At 65.2% G+C, this 23,004-nt stretch carries 27 protein-coding genes; 14 read left to right on the top strand and 13 right to left on the bottom strand.

What is annotated here, in order from left to right; translation table 11 throughout:
- Window positions 1-35: 35 nt before the first annotated feature.
- The 3 genes from BJL86_RS10345 to BJL86_RS10355 all read right to left on the bottom strand — a co-directional run bounded on the left by BJL86_RS10345 (window position 36) and on the right by BJL86_RS10355 (window position 1,786).
- Window positions 36-344 (bottom strand): DUF2316 family protein, encoded by a 309-nt coding sequence (locus BJL86_RS10345; RefSeq protein ID WP_067474654.1) that lies wholly within the window; start codon window positions 342-344, stop codon window positions 36-38.
- A gap of 69 nt (window positions 345-413) precedes the next feature.
- Window positions 414-938, bottom strand: coding sequence for a P-loop NTPase family protein (locus BJL86_RS10350; RefSeq protein WP_231887207.1), 525 nt, complete (start codon window positions 936-938; stop codon window positions 414-416).
- A gap of 80 nt (window positions 939-1,018) precedes the next feature.
- The gene (locus BJL86_RS10355; RefSeq protein WP_067474713.1) at window positions 1,019-1,786 is read right to left on the bottom strand and encodes an isocitrate lyase/PEP mutase family protein; all 768 of its coding nucleotides are present in this window, start codon (window positions 1,784-1,786) and stop codon (window positions 1,019-1,021) included.
- Between the two features lie 195 nt (window positions 1,787-1,981).
- On the opposite strand from BJL86_RS10355, the gene BJL86_RS10360 reads away from it, so the two are divergent.
- Window positions 1,982-3,334 (top strand): MFS transporter, encoded by a 1,353-nt coding sequence (locus BJL86_RS10360; protein ID WP_067474660.1) that lies wholly within the window; start codon window positions 1,982-1,984, stop codon window positions 3,332-3,334.
- A 170-nt stretch (window positions 3,335-3,504) separates the two neighbouring features.
- The gene (locus BJL86_RS10365) at window positions 3,505-4,476 is read left to right on the top strand and encodes a universal stress protein (protein WP_067474663.1); all 972 of its coding nucleotides are present in this window, start codon (window positions 3,505-3,507) and stop codon (window positions 4,474-4,476) included.
- A 43-nt stretch (window positions 4,477-4,519) separates the two neighbouring features.
- Here the strand turns inward: BJL86_RS10365 and BJL86_RS10370 are convergent, their stop codons facing one another.
- The gene (locus BJL86_RS10370; RefSeq protein ID WP_067474666.1) at window positions 4,520-5,317 is read right to left on the bottom strand and encodes an SDR family oxidoreductase; all 798 of its coding nucleotides are present in this window, start codon (window positions 5,315-5,317) and stop codon (window positions 4,520-4,522) included.
- 116 nt (window positions 5,318-5,433) lie between these two features.
- Entirely contained in the window at window positions 5,434-6,030 is a 597-nt protein-coding gene (locus tag BJL86_RS10375; RefSeq protein ID WP_067474669.1) for a hypothetical protein, read from the bottom strand.
- A 185-nt stretch (window positions 6,031-6,215) separates the two neighbouring features.
- Between BJL86_RS10375 and BJL86_RS10380 the strand changes: the two genes are divergently transcribed.
- Together BJL86_RS10380 and BJL86_RS10385 are read left to right on the top strand one after the other, a co-directional pair.
- Window positions 6,216-6,449 carry a hypothetical protein gene (locus BJL86_RS10380; RefSeq protein ID WP_231887212.1) on the top strand — a complete coding sequence of 78 codons (234 nt, stop codon included), beginning with the start codon at window positions 6,216-6,218 and terminating at the stop codon, window positions 6,447-6,449.
- 164 nt (window positions 6,450-6,613) lie between these two features.
- Window positions 6,614-8,050 (top strand): MFS transporter, encoded by a 1,437-nt coding sequence (locus BJL86_RS10385; protein WP_231887208.1) that lies wholly within the window; start codon window positions 6,614-6,616, stop codon window positions 8,048-8,050.
- Between the two features lie 50 nt (window positions 8,051-8,100).
- On the opposite strand, the gene BJL86_RS10390 is transcribed toward BJL86_RS10385, so the two are convergent.
- Window positions 8,101-8,451, bottom strand: coding sequence for a YchJ family protein (locus BJL86_RS10390; RefSeq protein ID WP_231887209.1), 351 nt, complete (start codon window positions 8,449-8,451; stop codon window positions 8,101-8,103).
- Between the two features lie 45 nt (window positions 8,452-8,496).
- On the opposite strand from BJL86_RS10390, the gene BJL86_RS10395 reads away from it, so the two are divergent.
- Both BJL86_RS10395 and arr read left to right on the top strand, forming a co-directional pair.
- A complete protein-coding gene (locus BJL86_RS10395; protein ID WP_067474675.1) occupies window positions 8,497-9,060 on the top strand; it encodes a 1-acyl-sn-glycerol-3-phosphate acyltransferase in 564 nt (187 codons plus the stop codon).
- A gap of 61 nt (window positions 9,061-9,121) precedes the next feature.
- Window positions 9,122-9,526 carry an NAD(+)--rifampin ADP-ribosyltransferase gene (arr, locus tag BJL86_RS10400; RefSeq protein WP_067474678.1) on the top strand — a complete coding sequence of 135 codons (405 nt, stop codon included), beginning with the start codon at window positions 9,122-9,124 and terminating at the stop codon, window positions 9,524-9,526.
- 159 nt (window positions 9,527-9,685) lie between these two features.
- On the opposite strand, the gene BJL86_RS10405 is transcribed toward arr, so the two are convergent.
- Together BJL86_RS10405 and BJL86_RS10410 are read right to left on the bottom strand one after the other, a co-directional pair.
- The gene (locus BJL86_RS10405) at window positions 9,686-9,973 is read right to left on the bottom strand and encodes a DUF1801 domain-containing protein (protein ID WP_231887210.1); all 288 of its coding nucleotides are present in this window, start codon (window positions 9,971-9,973) and stop codon (window positions 9,686-9,688) included.
- A 179-nt stretch (window positions 9,974-10,152) separates the two neighbouring features.
- On the bottom strand, window positions 10,153-10,737 hold the full coding sequence (locus tag BJL86_RS10410) for a TetR/AcrR family transcriptional regulator (RefSeq protein WP_067474681.1): 585 nt from the start codon (window positions 10,735-10,737) through the stop codon (window positions 10,153-10,155).
- 160 nt (window positions 10,738-10,897) lie between these two features.
- On the opposite strand from BJL86_RS10410, the gene BJL86_RS10415 reads away from it, so the two are divergent.
- Window positions 10,898-11,752, top strand: coding sequence for an SDR family oxidoreductase (locus tag BJL86_RS10415; protein WP_067474683.1), 855 nt, complete (start codon window positions 10,898-10,900; stop codon window positions 11,750-11,752).
- Between the two features lie 373 nt (window positions 11,753-12,125).
- Here the strand turns inward: BJL86_RS10415 and BJL86_RS10420 are convergent, their stop codons facing one another.
- The 3 genes from BJL86_RS10420 to ychF all read right to left on the bottom strand — a co-directional run bounded on the left by BJL86_RS10420 (window position 12,126) and on the right by ychF (window position 14,007).
- Complete coding sequence (locus BJL86_RS10420) at window positions 12,126-12,551, bottom strand: type II toxin-antitoxin system VapC family toxin (RefSeq protein WP_067474685.1); 426 nt, start codon at window positions 12,549-12,551, stop codon at window positions 12,126-12,128.
- Window positions 12,548-12,781, bottom strand: a complete 234-nt coding sequence (locus BJL86_RS10425) for a FitA-like ribbon-helix-helix domain-containing protein (RefSeq protein WP_067474687.1) — start codon at window positions 12,779-12,781, stop codon at window positions 12,548-12,550. The genes BJL86_RS10420 and BJL86_RS10425 overlap by 4 nt, the downstream gene beginning before the upstream one ends.
- A 146-nt stretch (window positions 12,782-12,927) precedes the next feature.
- Window positions 12,928-14,007 (bottom strand): redox-regulated ATPase YchF, encoded by a 1,080-nt coding sequence (gene ychF, locus BJL86_RS10430; RefSeq protein WP_067474722.1) that lies wholly within the window; start codon window positions 14,005-14,007, stop codon window positions 12,928-12,930.
- Window positions 14,008-14,076: 69 nt separating this feature from the next.
- On the opposite strand from ychF, the gene BJL86_RS10435 reads away from it, so the two are divergent.
- The 5 genes from BJL86_RS10435 to BJL86_RS10455 all read left to right on the top strand — a co-directional run bounded on the left by BJL86_RS10435 (window position 14,077) and on the right by BJL86_RS10455 (window position 18,571).
- Window positions 14,077-15,717, top strand: coding sequence for an AI-2E family transporter (locus BJL86_RS10435; RefSeq protein WP_067474689.1), 1,641 nt, complete (start codon window positions 14,077-14,079; stop codon window positions 15,715-15,717).
- A 22-nt stretch (window positions 15,718-15,739) separates the two neighbouring features.
- On the top strand, window positions 15,740-16,519 hold the full coding sequence (locus BJL86_RS10440) for a DUF6542 domain-containing protein (protein WP_067474691.1): 780 nt from the start codon (window positions 15,740-15,742) through the stop codon (window positions 16,517-16,519).
- Between the two features lie 126 nt (window positions 16,520-16,645).
- A complete protein-coding gene (locus BJL86_RS10445) occupies window positions 16,646-17,008 on the top strand; it encodes a hypothetical protein (protein ID WP_067474693.1) in 363 nt (120 codons plus the stop codon).
- Complete coding sequence (xseA, locus tag BJL86_RS10450; RefSeq protein ID WP_067474696.1) at window positions 17,001-18,317, top strand: exodeoxyribonuclease VII large subunit; 1,317 nt, start codon at window positions 17,001-17,003, stop codon at window positions 18,315-18,317. Before BJL86_RS10445 ends, xseA begins: the two co-directional genes overlap by 8 nt.
- Window positions 18,314-18,571, top strand: coding sequence for an exodeoxyribonuclease VII small subunit (locus BJL86_RS10455; protein ID WP_067474698.1), 258 nt, complete (start codon window positions 18,314-18,316; stop codon window positions 18,569-18,571). The genes xseA and BJL86_RS10455 overlap by 4 nt, the downstream gene beginning before the upstream one ends.
- Window positions 18,572-18,627: 56 nt before the next feature.
- Here BJL86_RS10455 and BJL86_RS10460 read toward each other — a convergent pair whose 3' ends face one another.
- On the bottom strand, window positions 18,628-19,179 hold the full coding sequence (locus BJL86_RS10460; protein ID WP_231887211.1) for a DUF4245 domain-containing protein: 552 nt from the start codon (window positions 19,177-19,179) through the stop codon (window positions 18,628-18,630).
- A gap of 167 nt (window positions 19,180-19,346) precedes the next feature.
- On the opposite strand from BJL86_RS10460, the gene glpX reads away from it, so the two are divergent.
- Both glpX and BJL86_RS10470 read left to right on the top strand, forming a co-directional pair.
- Window positions 19,347-20,336 (top strand): class II fructose-bisphosphatase, encoded by a 990-nt coding sequence (gene glpX, locus BJL86_RS10465; RefSeq protein WP_067474725.1) that lies wholly within the window; start codon window positions 19,347-19,349, stop codon window positions 20,334-20,336.
- Window positions 20,337-20,441: 105 nt separating this feature from the next.
- On the top strand, window positions 20,442-21,857 hold the full coding sequence (locus BJL86_RS10470) for a class II fumarate hydratase (RefSeq protein ID WP_067474702.1): 1,416 nt from the start codon (window positions 20,442-20,444) through the stop codon (window positions 21,855-21,857).
- Window positions 21,858-21,933: 76 nt separating this feature from the next.
- On the opposite strand, the gene BJL86_RS10475 is transcribed toward BJL86_RS10470, so the two are convergent.
- Window positions 21,934-23,001, bottom strand: a complete 1,068-nt coding sequence (locus BJL86_RS10475; protein WP_082908511.1) for a phosphotransferase family protein — start codon at window positions 22,999-23,001, stop codon at window positions 21,934-21,936.
- Window positions 23,002-23,004 lie beyond the last annotated feature (3 nt).

Here is a 23,004-nt window from a genome sequence, read left to right on the forward strand (position 1 = left end):
GTCTCACCTCACCGGTGGGGCGCCCCGTTTGCCGTTTAGCCGAAGTCATGACGCGGAGCAGCGCGCAGATCGAACCATTGCGTCGCCCGCTGCTTGTTCGCATCGGTGAGCACCGAGTACGGTTCGACGTGGACTCCGCGATCTCGCACCGCCGCCACCAGGTAGTCGCGGAGTTCCCACGCGTCGACCGGGTCGGTCGAGTCGTTCCCGCCGAGTGTCGCTGCCAGACGCCGAGAATCCCACTCGAGATCTGCGAGCACGTCAGCGTACGTCAACCCCGTTGCGTCGAGATGCGCCCGGTGCTCTTCGGCTGTGGCTTCCATTTGGTTTCGCGTCAATGACACGTGGCACTCCCCTCGCCTTATACTTCGATTTCACGGCGGTACCGTACGTCCCGGCGTCGTAAAAGGTCCTCACCCCGCCTGCTTGAGGAACGCGCCGACGTCCCGGCGCGTGCGGAGGCGATGGAACGCCAATCCATCAAGTGCAGGGTCGCTCATCGCCGAAAGATAGCGCTCTCGGTTCCGCGCAAAGGTGACCCACGACCACCATAGAACGGACTCCTCGCCTTTCCAGATCTTGAATACCGCAAGGCTCTCGCGGTTGCCGTTCCACAACGTTTGACGCCCAAAAACCCGACCGGCCGTCCGCCGCGTCAAACGCCACATCGTCAGCCAGCGGGGCGGATCGAGCCAGACCACCGTGTCGGCGTGTTCCCACACCATGCGTCCGAGTTTGGATTGATAGTTCCCATCTATCACCCACTCAGGACCATCCAGCCGTGCCCGCACGACAGCGCGAAATTCGGGCGCCGGAGCCGCGGTCCAGTCCGGTCCCCAATGAAGTTCGTCGAGCTCTATGTGCGGGACATCGAGACGCTCGGCCAATGCTCGCGCGAAGGTGGATTTGCCGACCCCTGAGGTACCGACAACCGACACTCTTCGATACATCTACGCCCTTCGCATCGTTCGCCGAGTGCGGCGAGACCCGCTCGTGGATCTCGGCATCGCGGACGCGATTAGTTCCTCCACGAGCCGAGCAGATCTTCAGTCCGTGCGGCGAGTGCCGCCTGCAGCAGCGGACCGAACGACACACGTTTGACGCCGAGCTCCGCGAGCTCGGGCAGACCGATGCCGCCGGGGATCGCCCCATTAACCGGGTGCGCGGTCACGTTGACCGGGAGCGACAACTCGGCGAGGATCAGCTCGAGCGCATTCCGGGACGGTACCTTCACCGGGTACAGCGAATCGGCACCGGCGTCCTCGAGGAGGCGCAGTCGCTCGAGCACGTCGGCGAGCCGCTCGTCCTCGGATCCATCGCCGATAAAGCCGTCGGTGCGCCCGTTGATCACCAGGTGCACGCCGGCTTCGTCCGCTGCCGAGCGGATCGCGCCGATGTAGTCCGCATGCTCTTGCGGGCTGCGGCGCGTGCCGGACGAATGCACGGTGTCCTCGACGTTGATGCCGACGGCGCCGGCCTCAAGCACGCGGCGCACGAGCTCACCTGGCTCGATGTCGTAGCCCGATTCGACGTCGACGGAGACGGGAATCTCCACGCCCGCGGCAATTCGGGCCGTCGCCTCGAGCAGCATGTCGAACGGCAAGCCTTCGCCGTCCTGGTAGCCGAGTGAGTCGGAGACGGGATGGGAACCGATTGTGAGTGCCTCGAATCCCGCCGCTTCGACGAGTTTCGCGGACCAGACGTCCCAGGCGGTGGGCAGCACGAGCGGAAGCCCGCGATGGTGGAGGTCGAGAAATTCTTGGGCTTTCTGCGCATTAGTGGCCATGCCCCACCATACGACCGGCGGCCGTCCGACGTCATCGAGCGACAAAGCCGCAGCCCCCGCGGCCCAGGCTGTACGCTCGGCTACTACCAACCGTGCATAGACTAATCCGGTGGCGCGGCGCCCGCCGATCACAGGGCCGCCGTCGGCCACCGGCAACACCTTTCATTTCCCGCCGAGGAAGATCGAGGCACTCACATGACGAACAGCCCGCAGACTTCCGAGACGCCGCAGTCGAAGCGGACCCGTTCGATGCTCATCGCCGCGTTCGGCACGATCGTCGAATGGTACGACTTCTCCATATACTTCTACGTCGCGACGATTCTCACCCGCGAGTTCTTCGGCGACCGCCCGGATTCACTGCTGCTCACGCTCGGGGTCGGCGCGGCCGGTTTCCTGTTTCGTCCTCTCGGGGCGATGGTGTTCGGCCACCTCGGCGATCGCGTGGGTCGGCGCGCGGCGCTCGTCATTTCCGCTGGACTGATCTCGGTTTCGATGTTCGGCACAGCGATGCTCCCGGGGATCGAGACGGCCGGGATCTGGGGCGGTATCGGGATGGTCGTACTCCGATGTGTCGCCGGATTCTCGGTTGGCGCCGAATACACCGGAACCATGGTGTACCTCATGGAGTCGGCCACGCCCGGGCGGCGCGGCCTCGCCACCTCGTGGGCCGCAGCGAACAGCGAAATCGGCTCGCTACTCGCCGTCGGTCTCGGCGCGTTGTTCGCGAGCATGCTCACCCCCGACGCGATGCAGGAGTGGGGTTGGCGGATCCTGTTCGTCATCGGCGGCATCCTCGCGGCGATCATGATTCCCCTGCGCAGCATGCTCGAGGAAACCGAGACGACCAAGCGCATCCAGACCGCGCAGCCGCGGGAGCGTGACGCCTCGCTGAAGTCGTGGCGATCCTCTCCCCTCGTGCTCGTACTGCGCCACCAGCCGCGCGCGGTGCTCGTCGCTTTCCTCATCTCCTCGATCGGCGCGACGAGCTACTTCCTCGGCATCACCTACGTTCCCACCTACCTCACCAACGAGGTCCACCTCGCGGAGGCGGGTTCGCTCGGGCTCGGCACCATCGCGGCAGTCGTCGCGATCATCGTCACTCCCCTGTTCGGGCTACTCGCCGACCAGGTTGGGCGCAGGCGTTCGCTCATCGGGCTCGTCGTCGGGCTCGTGCTCACCACAGTCCCCGTGTATGCCCTGCTCCACGTCGGTTCGGACGGCGTCGGGATCATCGCGGCGTCCTTCCTCGCTGTTCCGGCAGCCGGCTGGAGCGCGATCGCCGCGTCCACGATCCCCGAACAATTCACCGCCGTAGGCCGCTTCTCCGGGATGGCCATCGGCTACAACATCGCCACGGTCCTCTTCGGCGGGCTCTCCCCGCTCATCGCGACGGGCCTCATCGCCGCGACCGGAGTGTCCCTCGCGCCGGCGATCTACGCCACGGTCATCTTCCTCGCCGCCGGCATTCCCGGCCTGATGCTGATGCGCAATATGAGCGGCGCCCAGCTCGACGAGGTAGACCGAGACGACATGCTCGTCGGCGTCTAACCTCCGTCCCTCGAACTTTGACGTCGGAGCCCCTGGGCTCCCGGGTCCACGCATTATTTCGGCGCCGATAAAGATTTCCTAGCGTAGAATGGTTCGTGATGATGCTGGTCTCGAACTCGGGGGCGCCGTCATCATCTCCCGTGGCCGAGCCCCCCAGCGAAGGGGTAGTCATGAGCACCGACGCTTTCACCACCGGTCGCCCACCTGTTTTCGATCCCGCCACCCGTCCTTTCGGCGTCCTCGTCGGCTTCGATGGTTCCGAAAACGCGAAGGCGGCACTGGACTACGCTGCCGAGGCCGCGCGGTTGCGAGAGACCCGGCTCACCGTCGTCACCGCGTACCGCCTTCCCAGGCACTTTTATCCGAACTACGCCTCGCTTCCCAAGGACGATGAGGACGAACAGCGCAGCAAGCGCGCCGAGGAGATACTCGAGGGCGCGCGCACGCACCTCGGTGCATTTCCGGGTGATGTCCAGTTCCTCATCGCCACGGGACATGCGACGGAGGTCTTCCGGGACATGTCCGCCGAGGCGCAACTCACTGTGGTCGGCTCTCGTGGGCGCGGCGGTTTCATGGGTCTGCTCGTCGGCTCGGTCGCCACAGCGCTGCCACCGCACGCGGCATCACCGGTGGTGGTCGTTCCCTCGAACGTGCAGGACGCCGCTGCCGATGACGGCGGAGCCGCGCTCACCGGCCCGGTCGTCGCCGGCGTCGACGGTTCTGCCGCCAGTAGAATCGTTGAACTCCAGGCCGCGCAGGCCGCGAAGGAGCGCGGCGCGGTCCTACAGATCCTCATGGTCATGCCGCCGCCGGACTCCCTGGCCAGCTGGTACCCGGAACTCGTGCAGCAATCTGCCATCGACGCGCGCCGATCCGCGTACGAGGATTGGCTCGACGCCGAGCGCCGCTGGTTGCAAGGGCACTTCCCCGACCTCAAAATCACGCGTCACCTCGCCTACGGCGACCCCGTCACTACTCTTGTTGACAGCTCGAATTCTGCGCAGCTGATCGTCGTGGGCACCCGTGGTCGAGGCGCCGTCGCAGGCACCGTCCTAGGGTCGGTATCCCGCGAGCTGCTCCAACAGAAGGTAGGCGCCGTGATGGTCGTCCCCGAACTACGCGACCCGCGCGCCGAGGACTAAAACCGCGCGCCGCGTTAAGCGGCCGCGGCTCCGTGGCCGCGGCTCAGCGGCCGTGGAACTCATCCATCGTGTTGTTCACGCCGAGGAAGTTCATCAGCTTGTCGAAGGCCGGAGCAGGTAGCAGACGGGCCGCCGGGAGATAACGGACGAACGGCGGCATGATGAGCTGCTTCTTGCCCGCCTCGATCGCCGCTACCATCTTCTCGGCGACGTCATCCTCGTGGAGGATCGGCAGGAGCAGCGGGAACTTGGTCTGCACGCCGTCGAACATGCCCGTATCGATGTAGAACGGGCACACGACGAGCGAATCCACGCCGCTTCGCGACTTCTGCAGTTCGGCGCGCAGCGATTCGGCGAAACCGAAGGCGGCAAACTTACTCGCGGAGTAATCGGTCTGCTTCGCAACACCGACCATGCCCGCCGCGCTCGCGACGGTCACGACCATGCCCTTGCGGCGCTCGACCATCCCGCCGAGGAACGCACGGGTGGTCCAGTACAGGGACTTGGTGTTGACGTCGAAGGTCCGGTCGATCTCCGACTCGCTGGCCTCGAGAAGCGGTTTGCCCGTGACGACGCCGGCGTTGTTCACGAGGATGTCGATATCGCCAACCTTTTCCGCGGTGAGGGCCACATCTTCGCGGTTCGTGACGTCGACAGTGTAGGCGTCGCAGGTGCCGCCCTTCGCGCGGATCTCTTCGGCGACCTTCTCCCCCGACTCGGCCGATAGGTCCCACACGATCACGTGCGCACCACGCGCCGCGGACTTGAGCGCGAGCAGGCGCCCGATGCCGTTGCCGCCGCCGGTGATGAGAATTCGAGCATTGCGCAGGTCGTGACGCACGTAGAAGTCCTTCCCTCAAACGAGTGCCGGCCTCCGGTGAATGTGGCCGACCTCATCGATATTACCCGCAAGTAAGTTGTGTCTCGACGTCGCGCCCTCCACGAGGACTCCCGCGCCTAGCCGCGTCGAAACCACTTACGGGATTTCTTCTTTCTTGTCGAACCGCTTTTCGCTACGGTCGCCTCCGCTTCACCAGGACAAGAAATCGGCGCAAATGCGTCCCCATTGGCGTCGAGCAACGACGCCTCGTTGTCGACGCCGGCGATGGTCAGCACCCGGTCGATGAGGATGTCTCCATCAATCTCGGCCTCAAGTTCCTCGTCCCGTCCCTCGAATACGAAGAGGCTCTCCTCCGCCAACGGCTCGCCCCAGTTCGAGTCGCTCTCTTCGTCTCCAGTACACAAGTGCCTGCGCAGCCGGCCATCGACGAACACACGAAAATCCGCGAACCCCACCGAGGACACACTCGATGCTGCAATCACCGTCCCAGGAAGTCCGATTCGTTCGGTCTCGATCGCCTCGGCCAACGCGTCCGCGTAACCCGCGACGGCGGTGTAGCACTCCCCTCGTACGACGCATACGTGCTCGGGTTGCGAGCGCAAAAGCGCTTCCTCGGCCGCCATCGCGCTTCCGACCGGCGCAATTCCCAACACCGCGAGGTGCTCGTCAGCGAGCACCGTGTCAGCAACAATCGCCATCGTGTTGAGCCCCATGGATCCTCCTCTTTCCCACTCTTGCCATGTACTCCACCGATGTGATGTGTCGACGGCTGGAAACGTTCCGTCCCTGCAAAGATGGCGTCATGTCCACCGGCCATCGGTTGGAAGCATCGCGCGGTTCTCCCGGCGAATGAGCGATAATGCGTCTAGATCAACGCGAGGAGAACACAGTGAAAACCATGACCTGCCGCCAGCTCGGCGGCCCGTGCGACCAGGAATTCAAAGGCGAGACGGCCGACGACATCATCAATGCCCAGGATCGACACTTGCGCGATGCTGCTCGGGGCGGGGACGAATCGCATGTTCCGGCGCACGAGGACATGAAGAAGCGGTGGCTCAACCCCATCAAGGGCATGGGCTGGTACCGCGGGATCAAGAAGGATTTCGCGGCGCTTCCCGAAATCGAGACCTAGCGTCTGTGCACGTCATCGCATTGGCAGCGACCTCATGAATTCTGCTACGGTGGTCGCGGCCTTCGGGCCACTAGCGCATCGATGACACGACACGCGGGGTCTATTCCAGCTCTCCTGACACGGCACGGTCGATCGCATTACACCGCCGACTGTCAGGAGATTCGATGTCCCTTGCCCAATCCGTCCGACCCCGCTCCACGGAGCGTGTAGGCGGGATTATCGCCGTTGCCGCCGCAGCAGCATTTCTCGCCACCTTCAACGAAACCTTTCTCAACGTCGCGTTCTCGCCGATCATGAGCGATTTCGGCGTAGACGTGAGCACCGTACAGTGGCTCACGACCGGGTACCTACTCGTCGCCGCGATGTTCGTTCCTGTCGCCACGGTCGTCTACCACCGCTACCCCACCCGGGCGCTGTTCGTCTCGGTGGTCGCGCTCATGGCCGCCGGTTCGGTCGTCGGCGCGCTCGCTCCGACATTCGAGGTGCTCCTCGCCGGACGCCTCCTGCAGGCCATCGGCACGGGCTTGCTCACCCCGATTGGCATGAACATCGTGCTCGCGGTCTCGCCGCGCGAAAGGCTCGGCCTCAACATGGGCATCATGGCCGCGATGACCACCCTCGGTCCTTCGCTGGCGATCGTGCTCTCGGGCGCGCTGCTCTCCATCGGTCCATGGACGATGCTCATGTGGGTGTTCTTCGCCCTTACCGTCGTCGTCATGCTCGCCGCCACGCTCCTACTTCGCAATGTCGCCGACCTCCGCCGACCCACGTTGGACGTTCTTTCTTTCCTGCTGGTCGCCGTCGGCCTGGTCGGTGTGCTCTACGGCGTGAGCGAAGTGTTCGCTGGGTCCGCGCTGCTTGCCGCCACAGCTTTCGTCGTCGGACTCATCGCTCTGGCGCTGTTCGCCGTCCGCCAGCGCCGCATCGCCAATCCGCTCATCGATCTACGTCCGCTCGCCGAGAAGAAGTTCGTCCTCGGCCTGTTCATGACCATGCTCGGATTGCTCTTCGTTTTCGCGATGAACGTCGTGATCCCGCTCTTCCTCCAAGCCGCTCGCGGTGCATCGCCCATGACCGCCTCGCTCGCGTTGGCCCCGGGAATTCTGCTCACCGTCGTCATGGGCCCGATTGCCGGCCGCCGCTTCGACATTCGAGGCGGCAAGGTCTCCATTCCGCTCGGGTTCTGCGTGATGGCCGTATTCGTCGCGCTCGTGGGCCTCGCTGCCGGGTCGGCCCCGATCACGGTATTCGCGCTGTTCTACATCCCTGCCGTGTTGGCAACCGCGTTCGTCATCGGTCCGGCGCAGACCTTCGCGCTCACAAGCCTCGATCGAGACAGCAGCACGCACGGCGTCACCGTCGTGGCCACGGGCTTCCAGATCGCGGGCTGCCTCGGCACGTCACTGGCCGCCGGGATCTATGGCGCGCTCGCCGGTTCCGAGCGAAACAGTGGCGCGACCGAGGTCGACTCGCTTCTCACCGGATTCCACGGGGCGGTCGCCTTGGTTGTCATGACGTCGCTCATCGGAATCGCCCTGGCCGTGCTCGCCTTCCGCTCATCTTCCAAGCGGATCGGGCACGAGCTGCAGCCTGTCGCCTGACTGCGCGGCCCCGCCTGGCGAGACTCAGCCTGGACCGCGAGCGCGGCCGTTCAGAGGATGTCACCGTCGACGTAAAACCAGCGCCCGTGCTCGCGGAGGAAGCGTGAGCGTTCGTGGAGAATCCCAAGACCGCCGCCATCCTCTATAAAAGTAGCGCGAAACTCCACGATCCCCTGGGAATCGTCGGGTCCGCCGTCATGGGTGTCGACAATCTGTAGTCCGCGCCACCGCGGGTTGTCCCCCAGATCCAATGACGTCGGGCGCGTGGACGGATGCCACGTGCGCAGCAGCCACCGTGTGTCTGCGGAGCGGAATGCGTCGAACCGCGAGCGCATGAGTGCCTCGGCGGTGGCGGGCTCGGATGTGGCGGGCTCGGCGGGCTGGCGTTGTTCGTCGCTCATCGATTTTCGATCCTATCGGCATCGTGACGGCGCTAGGGTTGAGGAATGATTCGACGGCTCATCGCTCGCGCGTTCTGGACCTTCAGCAAGTGGCGCCTGGTATCGGAACCGGCGCCTTCGAGGCCGTCGGTGATGGTCGGGGCGCCGCACACGTCGAATTGGGATTTCATCCTCATGCTCGCCGTGGCGTGGAGCGTCGGGGTGCACATGAGATGGATGGGTAAGCATAGTCTATTTTCCGGCTGGCGCGGACCGCTCATGCGTGCTCTCGGTGGAATCCCCATCGACCGTGAGAATGCCCAGACCGCGGTCGAGGACATCGTCTCCCGCTTACACTCCGGTGAATCATTTTGCCTGGTCATCACACCTGACGGCACGCGTAAGGGGCACTCGCACTGGAAGTCCGGCTTCTACCGGATCGCGCGCGAGACCGGCATGCCCATCGTGCTGTGCTACATCGATAGAAACACGATGACCTCCGGGCTTGGACCGACGCTGGAGCTCACCGGGAACGTCGGCGCCGACATGGACAGAATCCGCGAGTTCTATGCCGACAAGTCGGGTTTCGCCCCGGAGAACCGCATCGAGCCGCGCCTGCGGGAGGAATGAGCTGCGCGCGACGGCAGCTTCGCGACAGTCAGGGTGACTCACGCGGCGGTATTCTTGGCTGATGGCTGAGCTACTCGATGAAGGTCCGTTCTTTCACGGGACGATGGCGAAGTTGAATGTGGGCGATCTGCTCACCGCTGGGCACCGGTCGAATTACCGCCCCGAGATCGTGATGAACCATATCTACTTCACCGCGCTCGTCGACGGCGCCGGCCTCGCCGCCGAGCTCGCCGCCGTGGATGGAGAGCCCCACGTGTATCTCATCGAACCGACCGGGGATTTCGACAACGATCCTAATGTCACCGACAAGAAATTCCCCGGCAATCCGACGCGCTCGTATCGGAGCACTGAGCCACTTCGCATCGTCGCGGAGGTACATGATTGGCCACGGCTTTCACCGGACGCGCTACGCCAGTGGAGGGAACGCCTGGCGGCCATCGACGATAAGAGCGAGATCATTAACTAGCGCCCAGCTAGTGGTCCAGATCCCGCTGGAGCATCGATGACCGCCACAACCTTTCCGCCAGTGGGCAGGTTCGGACGCGCCAGTCTGCGAACCTCAGGAAATAACCGAACCGACTATCTCGGCGATTCGCCTCTCGGTGGGCTCGTCGATGGCATCCAGTTACAAGGCTGCGGGCATCAACTTCCCGTCATGGCCGCCGGCGGGCGCGAGCTCAACTTTTTCGGTGAGAGCGAGATTGACTCGCTCGTCGTTTCGAAGAGTCACCAGAGCCGGCGTGCTCGCGGACAGTGCATAAGCGGGCATGCCGTACCAGATCCGTGGCTTCAGAGCGGGAGCAGCGGCGACGATTATCTCGTGAACTCGCTGTACGAGCGAGCGTTGCGGTTCGTCCATCTTTGCGATCTTGTCGATCACCTTCGAGAGGTTCTTCTCGTCCTTCGATGCCATGTCATGTCCTCACGTCAGCCGATTTATCGCATCGGCGGTTGAAGTCGGCGCAAGATGCGCCACACCCCATCCGGACATGTCCCGAACAGTCGGGCCTCTCCGCAATGATTCGGGCGTTCTGAGCCCGGGAAGTGCAGTGGCAGCTTTAGCTGCCACCGCCAGCGTACGCCACCCCCGCCTCAATTACACGGTGAGCAGATCCCATCGAGCGCGAACGCGGTACGGCGATCATAATCTGCGCGAGGCGGCCGGCCTCCGTGCTTGAGCGCCAACGCATTGTCTCTGGCGAGAGCATGAAAGTCTGAGGGCGTGAAATCGGGATCCAGGATCCCAGCAGCGTGCCCTTGAGCCACAAGGGCGTTGTGGAAGGCTGTCCCGGCATGACATAGATCGAGCAGCGGCCCGGAATCGCGATACTCCTGCAGGAGCACATCATTGACCGCTGGAAGTCGATACTGCAGGTCTCGCAGGGCAGCGATATACCAGCGGATCCGTTCTCGGATCTCGCCAATGGACTTCGCGTCCTCAATGACGGTCCGCAACTCCCCCGCGACTACTTCGTCGATGACGGCGTCGATCAGCCCGACTCTTCCGCCGAGCCGATTGAAGATCGTCGCCTTGCTCACCTCGGCGGCCGCTGCGACTTCCTCGAGCGGAGCGGAAAACCCCTGCTCCCGGAACACTTGAACAGCAGCGCGTCGGATCCGATCGACGTTTCGGCGGGCATCCGAGCGGAGAGTCGGCTCACGACGGGAGTCGGACACGAGGCCCCTTTCGTCGACGGCTAACTTGATTCAACTAGTCAAGTTAGTGCAAGATGGCTTCACCAAGAAATTGACCACATGGGTCAATTTACTGCTCGCGGAATGCCCGGCGGGACTCGAAGCGCCACGTCGGCTCACTCTCCTATGAAGTGGAAGTCAGATGATCATCGTCACCGGCGCGACCGGCACTCTCAACGGGGCCACAGTCGACCACCTGCTCAAGCGGGTATCTCCACACCGCATCGGCGTCAGCGTCCGCGACCCCGCGCGTGCGGCGCACCTTGTCGATCGAGGAGTCCGCGTGCGGGAGGGAAGCTACGACGACCCTGCGAACCTGCGCCATTCGTTTGCCGACGCCGAGCAAGTGCTCTTGGTGTCCTCCAGCGACCTCTCTGCAGACGTCGCAGCTCAGCACCGCAGGGCGATTGACGCTGCCGTCGACGCGGGGGCCAAGCGGATCCTGTACACGAGCGCCCATGGGACGGCCTTCGACACGCCCTACCCGCCGCTCGCGATCCACGCTGCCACGGAACAATATCTCGCTGATTCCGGAGTTGCCTGGACAGCGTTGCGCAACGGCTTCTACGGGGACCTTGCCCAATTGCTCGGTCCGTGGCAGAAATCAGGAGTGATCGCGATGCCTGCCGATGGCCCCTTTTCCTGGGTCGATCGCCGCGATGTAGCAGAGGCCGCTGCCGTGATCCTCTCGGCTGACGATCCGTTCGACGGCCCGGTCGATTTGACGCTGCCCGAGCCGGTCACCCTTGCCGACTTCGCAGCTTCCGCGTCCGAGATCACCGGTCGCCGGATCGATCGAGTCGTCGTCGACGACGAAACCTGGTTAGCCGAAGCGACATCCAGCGGCGTGCCCGAGGCCGCCGCCCGCTTCACCCTGTCGATGTTCCAGGCCACCAGGGGCGGGCATTTCTCGGGCTCGCGCCCCACGCTCACGCACCTCCTGGGGCGAGAACCCCGCAGCATCACCGATCAGTTGAAGGATCTGGACTTTCGGTGACGACATGACCGTCCGCTAGACGTTGCGACGAAGCTCCACAGCGAGCCCTCGCCCAGGACCGTCTGTAGTCACCGGCACACACGCTCGTCAGGGAATATCGAAGCCACTTTGCGACCACGAATCGTGCTGTCTGTCGTCCAGCTAAGGATCGGCTGGTCAGGCTCATCTGTGACAGGTTCGCCGGAACATCCTTCGCATGTGCCCTCATCGGTCCGCGACATGTCGTGGAGGTCACCCGAAGCCCAGGCCTACGGTCGTTTCAGATCCCATTTGCAGGAACCATCGAAATAGTCGTCGCTGAAGAAGTGCCGGAGCCCATCCGAATCGGATGACGTGAGACCTTGCCGAGCGACGACGTCGATCGCGCGAGGCGTCACTCGTTAATCTTCCATGGGTCGACTAGGTCGACTCCGGTGTGCACGAAGTCCTTAACGTTCCGCGTCGCACAGGTTGCACCTAGGGACAGGCAGATCGCGGCGATCTGCGCGACGCCAGTGCTGATCGGTACTCCCGCGTTTTCTCGGGACACGAGCACGTCTGCATAGCGGTCGGCCGCGAGATCGTCGAAGGGCAGCACGGCGCGACCGCCGCGATACGGCTCAAGCGCTGCGTCAATGCGCGTGTTCAGCTCATCCCTGCGTCGGCCATCCGCTAGTCGCCGGACACCCGCGAGCAGCTCGGCGAGCGTGACGGACGTAATAGCGACATCACCCGTCAGCGAAGCGAGCCAGTCCACTACGCGTGGCTCCGGCGCGGGCCGGAAGATCTCTGAGATGACGTTCGTGTCGAGAACAATCACTCGAAGTCAACCGCCCGCGCGACGTCCTCTCGCACCGGAACCGGCAGATCTTCGATACCGCCCAAGTCTTGCGCCGCAGCCAGCAGAGCGATTCCGATATGAGGCCTCTGTGCGGCCTTCGTCAGGATGGCGCGAACCTCCGCTTCCATAGAACGGCCGTGCTCTCTCGCCTGCGCGGCAAGCTGCTGCTTCACGGCATCATCGAGCCCGCGAACGACAATGGATGACATCGACAACCACCCCCTCTGCTATCAGTCACGATAGCAACGTGCATGCGGCTGTGCCGGAGCAAAGGGCCACAGGACGACGTCGCCCCCGGCCGCCTCAACACGAGGCAACCGGGGGCGATACTCGAATCCAGAATTTGAAGCGCTGGTTACACGTTGAAGCGGAACTCCACGACATCGCCGTCGGCCATGACGTAGTCCTTGCCCTCCATGCGTACCTTGCCGGCGGACTTCGCCGCGGCCATCGTGCCGGCCTCGTCGAGGTCGGCGAAGGACACGATCTCGGCCTTGATGAAGCCCTTTTCGAAGTCCGTGTGGATGACGCCGGCGGCCTTTGGGGCGGTGTCGCCCTTGTTGATCGTCCAGGCGCGCGCTTCCTTCGGGCCTGCGGTCAAGTAGGTCTGCAGACCGAGGGTGTTGAAGCCGGCGCGTGCGAGCGCCTTGAGGCCCGGCTCCTCCTGGCCGATGGACTCGAGAAGTTCCATGGCCTCGTCTTCTTCGAGTTCGAGGAGTTCTGCCTCGACGTTGGCATCGAGGAACACGCAGTCGGCAGGCGCCACCGCGGCGCGCAGCTCGTCCTGCTTTTCTTGTGATCCGAGCACCGCTTCATCGGAATTGAACACGTAAAGAAAGGGCTTTGCCGTCATGAGGTGGAGTTCGCGCAGGAGCGTGCGGTCGATCTCGTCCTGGGCCTTGAACAGCGTGCGACCGTCTTCGAGGACGGCGAGGGCCTTCTTGGCCTCCTCAAGCTGAGCGACGAGCTCCTTGTTCTTGCGGGAGTCCTTCTCCAACCGCGGGATGGCCTTTTCGACCGTCTCCATGTCCGCGAGGATGAGCTCTGTGGCGATGACGTCGATGTCGCTCATCGGATCGACCCGGCCGTCGACGTGGATCACGTCATCGTCCTCGAAGACGCGGACCACCTGACAGATGGCGTCCGACTCGCGGATGTTGGTGAGGAACTTGTTGCCCATGCCCTCGCCCTTGGACGCGCCCTTGACGATGCCGGCGATGTCGACGAACGACACGGTCGCGGGGAGGATCCGCTCGGAGGAGAAGATCTCCGCGAGCCGCGAAAGACGCGGATCAGGCAGGTCGACCACACCGACGTTCGGCTCGATCGTCGCGAACGGATAGTTCGCCGCGAGCACGTCGTTGTGGGTAAGGGCATTGAACAGAGTGGATTTGCCGACGTTGGGCAGACCGACGATTCCAAGGGTAAGACTCACGGTCGTCAAGTGTACGGGTAACCATGCATGCTTCTGCGCTCACCACGACGAACATGAGAGTATGAACGCATGACCGATGCCAACGATGGTGACGACCGCGCTTCCGAGCCGGACGCCGAAAACCGTTCCGCCGCTTCCGACGCGACTCTCACGGGAGCCACTCGCGGTGCTGATGAGACCGATGGCACCTCCGGTGAGAAGAAGACTTCGGACACCAAGTCCGGGAAGTCCCCGAAGAATGAGAAAGACCAGAAGGACAGCTACCCTTCCGATTTCGATCCCGAACATCCCGAACGATTCGAGGAGGGGCAGCCCACCGACCGCGGCGTCCTCATCGGCATGGGCGGGCGATGGCTGTCCGATTGGGCACTGCGCCTGGCTATCGGGCTGGTCGCACTGTGGCTGCTCGGGCAGATTCTCGGTTTCGTGTGGGTCGGGATCTTGCCGGTCCTGCTCGCGCTGATCCTGTCGACGGTGGTGTGGCCGCCGGTCAAGTACATGAAGAAGGTCGGCATACCCGCCGCACTCGCGTCGTTGTTATCGATCATTCTCGGGCTCGGCCTGATCGCGGGCATTATCGCGCTGATCACCCCGTCGATCGTGAAACAGGCGCCCCAGCTCGTGGATTCAGCGTCGATCGGCATCCGCCGACTGCAGGATTGGATCCAGGGTCCGCCGCTCAACATCAACGACGACCAGATCAACGACGGCATCAACCAGGCGGTCGGGTTCCTCCAGGAACGCGGCGAGGATATCGCCGGCGGTGTATTCGCGGGCGTGAGCACGCTCGGCTCCGTCGTCGTCACACTGCTGTTGGTCTTCGTGCTCACGTTCTTCTTCGTCAAGGACGGCCCGCGCTTCCTGCCGTGGCTGCGCGGAGTCACCGGTCGCCGCGCCGGACGCCACCTCACCGAGGTACTCACCCGCGCCTGGGTCACCCTCGGCGGATTCATCCGCACGCAGGCCATCGTCTCGTTCGTGGACGCATTCTTTATCGGCATCGGCCTGGTGATCCTCGGCGTTCCACTCGCGTGGGCGCTCGCCGTGCTCACGTTCCTCGGCGGATTCATCCCGATCGTCGGTGCGTTCACCGCCGGTGCGCTCGCCGTGCTCGTCGCATTCGTCTCCAACGGTCTCACCACGGCGATCATCGTGCTCGTGCTCGTCATCGCGGTGCAGCAACTCGAGGGCAACGTCCTGCAGCCGGTGCTGCAGTCGCGCTCGATGAACCTGCACCCGGTGGTGATCCTTCTCGCGGTCGCCGGCGGCGGCACGCTGTTCGGCATCCTCGGCGCTTTCCTCGCGGTTCCCGTCGCCGCCGTGGTGGCGGTGATCATCCGCTATGTCAGCGAGCAGATAGACCTGATGGCCGGGGATGTTTCGGCCTCCGACGTCAAACCTGCCACGGAGGAGGGCCGGCTGACCGCGTGGCTCGCAGAGGTGAGCGCGGTCCGCTTCCGCGATCTCCCCGGAGTGTCGAGCCTGGTCGCTTCGAAAGAAGACGCTCCGGAGGTATCGGCGAGCAAGACGCAGGATCTGAAGAAGGCCGCGCAGGACACCGACCTGCCTCAGCCCGCGGATCAGGGCGGGCACCTGGGCGTCTCCGAGGGCGAAAAGTCCGGCTCCTCCGATTCCGGCAAGGGCTCGACGGAGAAGCCGGGCGGGCGCGCAATGGGCGCCGTGCGCCGGTTGATACGAAGAAATGAGTGAGGGGCCGTTAGGGTAGGTTGCTGTGAAACTTGCGGCTGGAACCTCGCGGCGCATCGCGCTTGAGGATCGATCGGTATTGCCAGGCCTCCCCGGGATTCCCGGGTGGGCCGCGGTGGTGCTGCTCTTGGTATTTGTCGGATTGTCGTGGGCGTTGAGCTGGGGCGAGGAGATACTCGGCCGCCCGTTCACGATCCTGTTCTTCCTCGGCGCCGTGTTCGCCGTGTTGCTGGTGCGCAGGAAGAACGTCTTTACGACGGTGGTGCAGCCGCCACTCGTCGCGCTCGTGACGATCCCGCTGTTCCAGTACCTCAACACCGGCGGATTCGGTTCGGAGATCGGCCGGACGGAGATCCTCACGATCCTCGTTCCGCTGGCAAAGCGTTTCCCACTTCTGCTGGCGACGTGCCTTGTGGTGCTCGCGATCGCGCTGGTGCGCACGCTCATCCTGGAGCCGCGCACGCACCGTGCGCGCGGCGGGGCACGCGGTGGACGCCGCTCGGCGAGGGCTCGGCACGGCGCCGCGCGGCCGACTGGTTCCGGACGTCGTGCCGCGCCGAAGAAGGTATCCGGTAAGGACGCCGGCAAGGGCAAGAGTTCTTCTCGATCCGGAAGCACTGCCGATGACGGCGGAGATGCCGAGCCATCCGGGCGCCGCATCAGCGCCGCCGAGGCCGCGCGAAAGAGCGGTTCCGAACGCCCGCCGATCCGCCGCGTTTCCCGTTCGGCGGAGGACGAGACGACCGCCGGTTGGCCGGAGCGCGAGTCCGGTTCGCGCGGTGGGCGCCACGCCGCGGAGGACTAAAGGTTCGCGGTCGCCATTCGCCGCGCTACCTCTCGCGGCTTGCCACGAGGTAGCGCGACCCACGGTCCGCGGTCGGCACCTACAATCGAAGTCGACCCCGGGCCCCTTGAAGAGGTGGAAGGTGTTATGTCGGATCCGCGACCATCGAATCGGTACGTTCTCGCGCGCGCCGGGATCGGACTCGCCGCCGTCACCGTGACCACGGCGATCGAGCTTCCCGGCAAGGCGCTCGGCGCCACTGTCCGCCTGCCGGCGAATGTGCTCGGTGCCGGCGCGCGCGGATATCTGCAGCTGACCCATGCCGTAAACGAGCTCGCTCGCCAGGGCGACGCGGTCCTCGGCGCGGTATTCCCGCCGCACGACGAACAGCCCGAGTGGGCCACGTTCGACGAGGACCTCACCGAAAAGCCCGTCGCCGGGCGCAAGCGCGCCAAGCCCGCTGCAAAGGGCGGCGCTCGCGCGGACCGCGGAAACGGAGCAGATGAGTAATAAGAGCACCGCAGAGGATCCGTTCCCGGTACGGGTCATCTCCCAACACATCTCCAATTACATCGCCAGACTCGGCGAGGTGTGGGTCGAAGGGCAGATCGCGCAGCTCAACGTGCGCCCCGGCGCGAAGATGGCTTACATCGTGCTGCGCGACGCCTCGGTGGAAAATTCCCTGCAGGTGACGTGCTTCGCGACGCTTCTGAAGAAGAGCGAGGTGCCGGTCGAGGTCGGCGCGAGGGTGATCGTCCACGGAAAATTCGACTACTGGCAGGGGCGCGGCTCCCTGAGCCTGCGCATCGATCAGATCAAAGCGGTCGGCATTGGTGAGCTCCTTGCGCGCCTCGAACGGCTGAAGAAGGCGCTCGGCGCCGAGGGTCTTTTCGCTCCCGAACGCAAGCGCCCGCTCCCCTTTCTGCCGGGGTGTATCGGTCTGGTCACCGGGCGCGCCTCGGCCGCCGAGCGCGATGTCGTCGAGGTCTCGAGGGACCGCTGGCCGGACGTACAGTTCGAGATCCGCAACACCGCGGTGCAGGGCGTTGCCGCCGTGCCGCAGGTGATCGCCGCGCTCGAGGAGCTCGACCGCGACCGGAAGGTCGACGTCATCATCCTCGCCCGCGGCGGAGGCTCGGTGGAGGATCTGCTCCCCTTCTCCGACGAGACACTCGTGCGCGCGATCTCGGCGTGCCGGACCCCGGTCGTCAGCGCGATCGGGCACGAGCCCGACAATCCGCTCACCGATTACGTGGCCGACCTGCGCGCGGCAACACCGACGGACGCGGCCAAGCGGGTCGTGCCCGATGTGCTCGCCGAACGGGCCCGCATCGCGGAGATGCGCGAGCGCTCGGCCGCCGCGCTGCGGAACTGGGTGGAACGTGAGCGACACCAGCTCACCTCGATCACCTCGCGCCCCGTGCTCGCCCAGCCCCACAGGATCTGGCAGGACTATGCGGACGCGATTGCCGAGGGGCGGCGGCGGATGCGACGCGAGGTCACCGACTACGTGGGCGCGCAGTTCAGTGCACTCGAGCACCTCTCGGCGCGGCTGCAGACACTCGGCCCCTCGGCCACGCTTGCGCGCGGCTATGCCGTCGTCCAGCGAGTCGCGGGTCCCGGGGACGCCGATGTCGTCTCATCGATCGGCGATACCCCGCCCGGTTCCCAATTGCGGATCCGCGTGTCCGACGGTTCGATCAACGCCGCGGTGCTCGGCGTCCAGAAGGCGGCGTCATCTCCGACGTCATCGGAAGAAGAGACAGAACCCACGGGCGCGGAGGGCGCCGGCGAAACGACAGGAACGGAGAAGCAATGAGCGAGGACACCAACGAGGCCACTCCGGTCGCCGAACTCGGGTTCGAGGCCGCGCGTGACGAGCTGATCCATGTCGTGCGGACACTCGAGGCCGGCGGACAGGACCTGGATTCCTCGCTGAAGTTGTGGGAACGCGGCGAGGAGCTGGCATCGCGATGCGAGGAACATCTCGCCGGGGCGCGCAAGCGGATCGACGACGTGCTCGCGGCGAAGGACGAAGGTACCGAGCGCGGGGATGGCGCCGAAGCCGAGTAGTTGCGGCGTAGAGGCTGACTGCCGGCGGAGACAGCCGGCGGCAGGCGGTCCTCGCGCTAGTTCGCGGGCAGTGGCTTGACGTTCGCCGCGGCCTCGGCCATGGTCTCGAAGTCGCTCTGCCCGGCCTGGCCGCTGACGGCGATACGCACATCGCCCTCGTCGAGCACCCAGATGTCGCGAGCATCATCGCCCGAGTAGACCGTCCATTCCTCACCGCCGAGAGGCATGGGGCGCTGGTCCGGCCGGGGATGCTCACCGCGCTGCCGGAGCGTCTGCGCGTCGGCGGAGGTCTGGATGAGTTCGACATAGGTGTTGGACGGTGTCACCCACCCGACGACCGAGGCGTCGTGGTCGCCGAGGCGCTCGAGGCGACCGGAATTGGACTGCCAATCGTCCGGCAACTCCGGCTCTCGCACCGGGAAACCCAGCGTCTGCGCATCCTGGGAGAGCGCATGGTGCGAGTCGAACTCCGGAACGGGGCCCGGCTTGGGCTGGCCGAACGTGACATAGCCACCGATCGCGGCGAACACGAGACACACGAGCATGAGCACCATAATCGACCAGAACATGTCGCGGTTGCCCTGCAGGAGCCTCGGTTTATCAGCCACGCGACTACGGTATCGCAGCCCCTGGCACCGGGCGAAAACGCCGCCTCCGCCGGTGACGCTCGCGAGAGGTGGCGGCCGGGGTGCAACAATAGGGACAGCGTGCCCATACACACGCGGCCGCCCGTGCGGCCGATTCTGGCCAGAAGCTTTGAGGAGAGATGCGCGAAATGCCTTCACAGAACCCGCTACCACCGGACCGTAACCTCGCGATGGAGCTCGTTCGAGTCACGGAGGCCGCGGCGCTCGCGGCCGGACGCTGGGTCGGACGCGGCGACAAGAACGGTGGCGACGGGGCGGCTGTGGACGCGATGCGCCGGCTGATCTCGACCGTGGAGATGAACGGCGTCGTCGTGATCGGCGAGGGCGAGAAGGACGAAGCGCCGATGCTGTTCAACGGCGAAGAGGTCGGCACGGGGAACGGCCCCGCCGTCGACGTCGCCGTCGACCCCATCGATGGCACGCGGCTGATGGCCGAGGGCCGCCCGAACTCCATCGCCGTGATCGCAGTGTCCGAGCGGGGAACGATGTTCGACCCCTCCGCGGTCTTCTACATGAAGAAGATGGCCGTCGGCCCCGAGGGAGTCGGCGTCGTCGACCTGTCCGAATCGGTGGAATGGAACATCAAGGCGCTGGCGAAGGCGAAGAAGCTCGACGTCGGCGACCTCACCGTCTGCGTGCTCGACCGGCCGCGCCACGCCGATCTGATCGGCGAGGTTCGCGAGGCCGGCGCCAAGGTGCGGCTCATCATGGATGGTGACGTCGCAGGTTCCGTGGCCGCGGCAGGGCCGAGTTCCTCGGTGGACATGCTGCTCGGCACCGGCGGCACCCCAGAGGGCATCATCTCCGCCTGCGCGATGAAGAGCCTCGGCGGCGAGATCCAGGGCCAGCTTGCCCCGACCGACGACACCGAGGCGGCCAAAGCCAAGGAGGCCGGGCTCGACGTCTCGCGCATCCTCACGACGAACGACCTCGTCGCCAGCGACAACTGCTTCTTCGCCGCCACCGGTATCACCAGCGGCGACATGCTGCGGGGAATCAGCTACCGTCCGGGCGGCGCGACGTCCCGTTCGATCGTGATGCGCTCGCGCTCGGGCACCGTTCGCAATGTCGAGTCCATCCACCGCATGGACAAGGTCGAGGAATACTCCCTCGGTTAGACGCGCGCCGGGCCTCCGGCGTCATACAGACAATCTTTGACTCCCTCGGGCAAAGGGCGTGCCGTGTTAGTGCGCCCTTTGCCCGGCCTAGCTACGGTGGTAACCATGACAACCGATAACCTTCCCGAAGGCGAATACCGCATCGAACACGACACCATGGGCGAGGTCCGCGTCCCGGTGAACGCGCTGTACCGCGCACAGACCCAGCGTGCCGTGGAGAACTTCCCCATTTCGTTCCGCCCGCTCGAGCGTGCGCAGATCCGCGCGCTCGGTCTCCTCAAGAGCGCGTGCGCTTCCGTGAACAACGACCTCGGCCTGCTCGACGACGAGAAGGCGCGTGCGATCGAGGCCGCGGCGCAGAAGATCGCCGACGGCGAGGTCGACGCCGACTTCCCGATCGACGTGTTCCAGACCGGGTCGGGCACGTCTTCGAATATGAACACCAACGAGGTCATCGCCTCCCTTGCCGGCCAGGCCGGCACCGAGGTGCACCCCAACGACCACGTGAACATGTCGCAGTCCTCTAACGACACGTTCCCGACCGCGACGCACGTCGCCGCCGCCGAGTCGATCGCCAAGGACCTTATCCCCGCGCTGCAGCACCTGCACTCCGCGCTCGCCGGCAAGGCCGAGGAGTGGAAGTCCGTAGTCAAGTCCGGCCGCACCCACCTGATGGACGCGGTTCCGGTCACGCTCGGCCAGGAGTTCTCCGGGTACGCCCGCCAGGTCGAGGCCGGTATCGAGCGCCTCGAGGCCGCGCTCCCCCGCGTGGCCGAGCTGCCGATCGGCGGCACGGCCGTGGGCACCGGACTCAATGCGCCCGAGGGCTATGGTTCGGCCGTGGTCGAGAAGCTTCGTGAGCTGACCGGCGTCGAGTCGATCTCGCTGGCGAAGGACCCGTTCGAGGCCCAGGCAGCCCGCGATGGACTCGTCGAGGGCTCCGGCGCGCTGCGCACGATCGCGATCTCGCTGACCAAGATCGCCAACGACGTGCGCTGGATGGGTTCGGGACCGCTTACCGGGCTCGGCGAGATCCAGCTGCCTGACCTGCAGCCCGGTTCATCGATCATGCCCGGCAAGGTCAACCCGGTGCTTCCCGAGGCCGTCACTCAGGTCGGCGCGCAGGTCATCGGCAATGACGCCGCGATCGCCTGGGGCGGCGGCAACGGCGCCTTCGAGCTCAACGTGTACATCCCGATGATGGCGCGCAACTTCCTCGAATCCGTGAAGCTGCTCGCCAACGTGTCGACGCTCTTCGCCGACCGCTGCATCTCGGGACTCGTGGCCAACGAGGATCGCCTGAAGACGCTCGCCGAGTCCTCGCCGTCGATCGTGACGCCGCTGAACTCCGCCATCGGCTACGAAGAGGCGGCGAAGGTCGCCAAGCAGGCGCTCGCCGAGGGCAAGACGATTCGCCAGACCGTGCTCGACCGCGGCCTGGTTCCGGACAAGCTGTCCGAAGAGGAGCTGGATAAGCGCCTCGACACGCTCGCGATGGCGAACGTGAACCGCAAGCGCTAGTCGGCGGTTGTGAGGCGGGCCCGCGCAGATCATTCTGCGCGGGCCCGTTGTGTGTGGAGGGGCCTTCGCCGCCTCGCTAGCGCAGCTTGTCGAGGCCCGTCGCGACGAGTTCGCGGAGCAGTTCGCGCCCGCCGCCGTCATCGAAGGATTGGCCGGCCATGTCGCCGGCGGCGGCACGGGTGAACACGCCCTGCGCGATCGCAGTGAACTTGAATACCGAGAACGCGATGTACCAGTCGAGTAGCGCGGGGTCGGCGCCGGTCGCCGAACAATAACGGTCGATGAGATGCGCGGGACGCGGCCAGCCCGGTCGGTTCGTGATCGACGGCACCAGCGGCACCGGCGGCGCCGCAGAATCGCCCCAGTACAGCAGCGAAAGACCGAGGTCGGCGAGCGGATCGCCGAGCGTCGACAGCTCCCAATCCAGCACGGCGCGCACCGCACCCGGATCGGAGGCGTCGAGGATGCAATTGTCGAGGCGGAAATCGCCGTGCACGATTCGGGTCGTCGGAGTCTCCGGACGCGTGGCCTCGAGCTTTCGCGCGAGCTCGCCGAACTCGTCGAGCTGGACGTGCTCCGCGGCCTTCGCGGATTGCTTCTGCCACCGCTCGAGCTGGCGTTCGAGGTAGCCGGTCGGCTTGCCGAGATCGCCGAGCCCCACCTCCTCCGGATCGATGCGGTGCAGCGCGACGAGCGCATCTATCAGAGCATCGGCGATCTGGGCCTTCTCCGCGTCGGAGTCGGCGTAGCCGGCGGGCAGCTCGTCGCGGATCACACGCCCCTCGACCTTTGCCATCACGTAATACGGCACACCGAGCCCGTCGCCATCGGCGTCGACGTGCAGAACCTTCGGCACGGGCACATCAGAACCGGCGAGACCTTTGAGGATCCGCGCCTCGCGTGCCATGTCGTGGGCGCTGGGCAAAAGTTTTCCTGACGGCGGACGGCGCAGAATTACTTCGCCCGCATCCGAGCGCAGCGTGAACGTGAGATTAGACTTCCCGCCCGCGATGAGCTCCGCACTTGGGTTAGTCCATGCCTGCTCGCCGGTCGCCTCGGCGATGGCCGGTCCCACCACATCGGGGCGCACGAGGTCCCAGTACTTCTCGGTGTCGGATGCTGCGTTCGGATTCTCTTCGACCACGTG

It is taken from the genome of Dietzia timorensis (assembly GCF_001659785.1).
GTDB classification, from domain to species: domain Bacteria; phylum Actinomycetota; class Actinomycetes; order Mycobacteriales; family Mycobacteriaceae; genus Dietzia; species Dietzia timorensis.

Excerpts from the sequence above, each read along its gene's own strand:
- BJL86_RS10380 (WP_231887212.1), top strand. The coding sequence starts at position 6,216 with ATGACCTGCCGCCAGCTCGGCGGCCCGTGCGACCAGGAATTCAAAGGC.
- BJL86_RS10425 (WP_067474687.1), bottom strand. The coding sequence starts at position 12,781 with ATGTCATCCATTGTCGTTCGCGGGCTCGATGATGCCGTGAAGCAGCAG.
- glpX (WP_067474725.1), top strand. The coding sequence starts at position 19,347 with ATGCCTTCACAGAACCCGCTACCACCGGACCGTAACCTCGCGATGGAG.
- arr (WP_067474678.1), top strand. The coding sequence starts at position 9,122 with ATGGCTGAGCTACTCGATGAAGGTCCGTTCTTTCACGGGACGATGGCG.
- BJL86_RS10415 (WP_067474683.1), top strand. The coding sequence starts at position 10,898 with ATGATCATCGTCACCGGCGCGACCGGCACTCTCAACGGGGCCACAGTC.
- xseA (WP_067474696.1), top strand. The coding sequence starts at position 17,001 with ATGAGTAATAAGAGCACCGCAGAGGATCCGTTCCCGGTACGGGTCATC.
- BJL86_RS10360 (WP_067474660.1), top strand. The coding sequence starts at position 1,982 with ATGACGAACAGCCCGCAGACTTCCGAGACGCCGCAGTCGAAGCGGACC.
- BJL86_RS10470 (WP_067474702.1), top strand. The coding sequence starts at position 20,442 with ATGACAACCGATAACCTTCCCGAAGGCGAATACCGCATCGAACACGAC.
- BJL86_RS10435 (WP_067474689.1), top strand. The coding sequence starts at position 14,077 with ATGACCGATGCCAACGATGGTGACGACCGCGCTTCCGAGCCGGACGCC.
- BJL86_RS10385 (WP_231887208.1), top strand. The coding sequence starts at position 6,614 with ATGTCCCTTGCCCAATCCGTCCGACCCCGCTCCACGGAGCGTGTAGGC.
- BJL86_RS10390 (WP_231887209.1), bottom strand. The coding sequence starts at position 8,451 with ATGAGCGACGAACAACGCCAGCCCGCCGAGCCCGCCACATCCGAGCCC.
- BJL86_RS10405 (WP_231887210.1), bottom strand. The coding sequence starts at position 9,973 with ATGGCATCGAAGGACGAGAAGAACCTCTCGAAGGTGATCGACAAGATC.
- BJL86_RS10455 (WP_067474698.1), top strand. The coding sequence starts at position 18,314 with ATGAGCGAGGACACCAACGAGGCCACTCCGGTCGCCGAACTCGGGTTC.
- BJL86_RS10355 (WP_067474713.1), bottom strand. The coding sequence starts at position 1,786 with ATGGCCACTAATGCGCAGAAAGCCCAAGAATTTCTCGACCTCCACCAT.
- BJL86_RS10365 (WP_067474663.1), top strand. The coding sequence starts at position 3,505 with ATGAGCACCGACGCTTTCACCACCGGTCGCCCACCTGTTTTCGATCCC.
- BJL86_RS10375 (WP_067474669.1), bottom strand. The coding sequence starts at position 6,030 with ATGGGGCTCAACACGATGGCGATTGTTGCTGACACGGTGCTCGCTGAC.
- BJL86_RS10445 (WP_067474693.1), top strand. The coding sequence starts at position 16,646 with ATGTCGGATCCGCGACCATCGAATCGGTACGTTCTCGCGCGCGCCGGG.
- BJL86_RS10395 (WP_067474675.1), top strand. The coding sequence starts at position 8,497 with ATGATTCGACGGCTCATCGCTCGCGCGTTCTGGACCTTCAGCAAGTGG.